The organism is Campylobacter sp. TTU-622, from assembly GCF_016598965.1.
In the GTDB taxonomy this organism is placed as follows: domain Bacteria; phylum Campylobacterota; class Campylobacteria; order Campylobacterales; family Campylobacteraceae; genus Campylobacter_D.
Map to the genome: position 1 here is coordinate 1 of NZ_JAENKR010000116.1, position 3,039 is coordinate 3,039.

2 protein-coding genes and 1 pseudogene are annotated in these 3,039 nt (G+C 24.4%); all 3 read left to right on the forward strand.

What is annotated here, in order from left to right; all coding sequences use genetic code 11:
- Nucleotides 1-168 precede the first annotated feature (168 nt).
- Nucleotides 169-789, forward strand: coding sequence for an HAD family hydrolase (locus tag JG677_RS07600; protein ID WP_200286047.1), 621 nt, complete (start codon nucleotides 169-171; stop codon nucleotides 787-789).
- A 53-nt stretch (nucleotides 790-842) separates the two neighbouring features.
- Nucleotides 843-2,840: a glycine--tRNA ligase subunit beta gene (gene glyS / locus JG677_RS07605; RefSeq protein WP_200286048.1), complete on the forward strand. Its 1,998-nt coding sequence runs from the start codon at nucleotides 843-845 to the stop codon at nucleotides 2,838-2,840.
- Nucleotides 2,837-3,039 (forward strand): annotated as a pseudogene (locus tag JG677_RS07610) (M23 family metallopeptidase); the annotation flags it as partial. The gene glyS and the pseudogene JG677_RS07610, both read left to right, overlap by 4 nt.

Genomic DNA, 3,039 nt, shown 5'->3' on the forward strand with positions numbered 1-3,039 from the left:
TTTTATTAGTTCAAACTATATTAAGAACTTAGAAAATTTTGCTAATACCTGTTTAAATTTTTCTATGGAACAAAACGATCTTTTAAAACAAGTTCATTTTATAGAAAAACTTAAAAAAAACCAAAATTACAAGAAAGATAAATATAAAAATTATTTAAAGGAGTATATGTGATTAATGTTATTTTTGATATGGATGGAACTTTAATTGATAGTGCAAATGCTATAAGTGCTGCGGTAAATGAAATTAGAAAAGATCTAAATTTAAGTCCTCTTCCTAAAGAAACTATTTATCAAATTATTAATACACCAGGAATTAATTGGAGTAAAGAACTTTATAATATTGATGATGTAAATTATCCTAATTTTAAAGAAGGTTTTGAAAAATATTTTCTAAAACACTATGATCAAAGTGCGAATTTATACGAAGGAGTTTATGAAATTTTAGAATTTTTAAAAAATAAATCTTGTTATTTAGCCATTGCAACAAATGCTCCTCAAGGCTCTTTAGCTGATATTTTAAAAAAACATAATATTATTAATTTCTTTAGTAAAATTTTAGGAGTAAGTGCAGGAATCAGTCCAAAACCAGATCCTATGATGTTAAATCTTATAAAAGCAGAAGCACCTTTTTCAACTAGCATTTTTATAGGTGATAGCTTAAAGGATAAAGAATGTGCCAAAAATGCCAATGTTATTTATTTTAATGCAAAATGGTATGCAAAAGAAATTTTAAAAGATGAATTTAGTAATGCTTTAGAATTAAAAGCTTTATTAGAAAATTATTTATAAGTTTTTCAAATAAAAAAAGATAAAATTAAAATTAAATTTATAAAGAGTTGGCAATGAGTAAAAATTTATTGATAGAAATCGGAGTTGAAGAATTACCCGCTTTACCCTTACTAAAAGAACTTCCAAACATAGAAAAAAAATGGAATGAAGTTTTAAAAAATTATAAATTAGAAAGTGAATTTAAATTTTATTATACCCCAAGAAGATTAGTGTTTTTTCATCAAAATTTCAAAGAAAAACAAGAAAATTCTTTTGTAGAATTTATAGGAGCTCCTAAAAATATAGCTTATAAAGATGGCAAGTTAAGCAATGCTGGACTTAGCTTTTTACAAAAAGCAGGTATAAGTGAAGAAGAACTTGAATTTAAAGAGCTTAAAGGAAAAGAGGTTTTATATTATAAAAAATACATCCAAGGTAAAACAAGTCAAGAAATTTTACCTTTAATGATAGAAAATTTTTTAAAAAGCCTTAATTTTGGCAAAAGTATGAGGTGGGGAGCTTATACTTTTGAATTTATTAGAGCCATAAGATCTATAGCTTGTCTTTTAGATGATGAAGTGCTTGAATTTGAACTTTATGGAGTTAAAAGCTCAAATAAAACTTTTATCCATAGAAGTATTAGTTATGATTTGTTAAGCTTTAACAATATACAAGCTTATTTTCAAATTTTAGAAGAAAATTATATTATTTTAGATCCCAAAAAAAGAAAAGAAAAAATTCTTAATGAATTTAAAGCTTTAGAACAAAAACATTTTATCAATATTGCACAAGATGATGAGTTACTTGATGAAATTATTGCTATTACTGAATATCCTAGTGCTTTATTAGGAAACTTTGATAAAAATTATCTTGAAATTCCTAAAGAAGTTATTATCACTTCAATGAGAGAAAATCAACGTTATTTTGCTGTTTTTAAAGATGAAAAACTAAGCAATCATTTTATAGTCGTAAGCAATTCAGTTTGTAAAGACTACACTCAAATTATAGAAGGCAATGAAAGGGTTCTGCGTGCAAGATTAAGCGATGCTATGTTCTTTTGGAAAAATGATTTAAAAACTGGTTTAAATCCAGATAAACTCTCACATATTACTTATCTTGAAAATTTAGGTTCAATGAAAGATAAATGCTTAAGAGAAGAGTATATAGCAGAAATTCTATGTCAAATTTATAATAATTTAAATATTAAAGATATCAAAACAGCTATACAATATTCAAAAGCTGATCTTAATTCGCAAATGGTTTATGAATTTACAAATTTACAGGGCATTATGGGTTCTTATTATGCTAAAGCTATGGGATTTAATGAAGCAATTTGCTTAGCTATCAAAGAACAATATTTACCTGATGGAGAAAATTCTAAACTTCCAAGCAATGAATTTTCTAGTATAGTATCTTTAGCTAATAAACTCGATACACTTTTAGGACTTTTCTCCATAGGAAAACTTCCAAGCGGAAGTAAAGATCCTTATGCATTAAGACGTGCAGCGAGTGGAGTTTTAAAAATTATTTTAAATACAAAAAAAGATTTAGATCTTGATATGCTATTTTCAAAAATTAGCAAAAATTACAAAGAATTTAATATACAAATTTTAAAAGATTTTATTTTTGAAAGACTCTATACTTTTTATGAGGTTAACGCCTCTTTTATTAAAGCAGTATTAAGTTCTAAAAATACTAATATTATTTATATTAATAATGCTATTAAAGCTTTAATAAAACTTAGTCAAAAAGAAAATTTTAATGAAAACTTTAGCACTTTTAAACGTCTTGCTAATATAGCTTCAAAGCCAAAGTATCCATTAGAAGAAACACTTTTTACGCAAGAAGAAGAAATGAAGCTTTATGAAGCATTTTTAAATACCTTAAACTTTAATGATATAGAAGAAAAATTGACTAGTTTGTTTGCTTTAAAACCTTTTATTGATAACTTTTTTGATAAAGTAATGATTAATGTTGATGATGAAAAGATAAAAAATAATCGCCAAGTGCTTATATATCAAATTTATAATGAATTTTTAAAAATTGCAGATATCAAAGAAGTGAGTTTATGAAAAAAATATTTATTTTTTTATTTTTTTTACAATTTCTTTTTGCAGAAGAAAATGTTAATCTCATTAAAGGACAAGCTTTATTTTTAGAATTTGATAAAAAAGATTTACAACAAATTACACTAAATGATAAAAAAATTAATTTTTTCATCCATCCAAATGATAAAAATAAAGTTGTGATAATATTTTCACTCCCTTATAA

Coding starts and splice junctions, on each gene's coding strand:
- glyS (WP_200286048.1), top strand. CDS start 843: ATGAGTAAAAATTTATTGATAGAAATCGGAGTTGAAGAATTACCCGCT.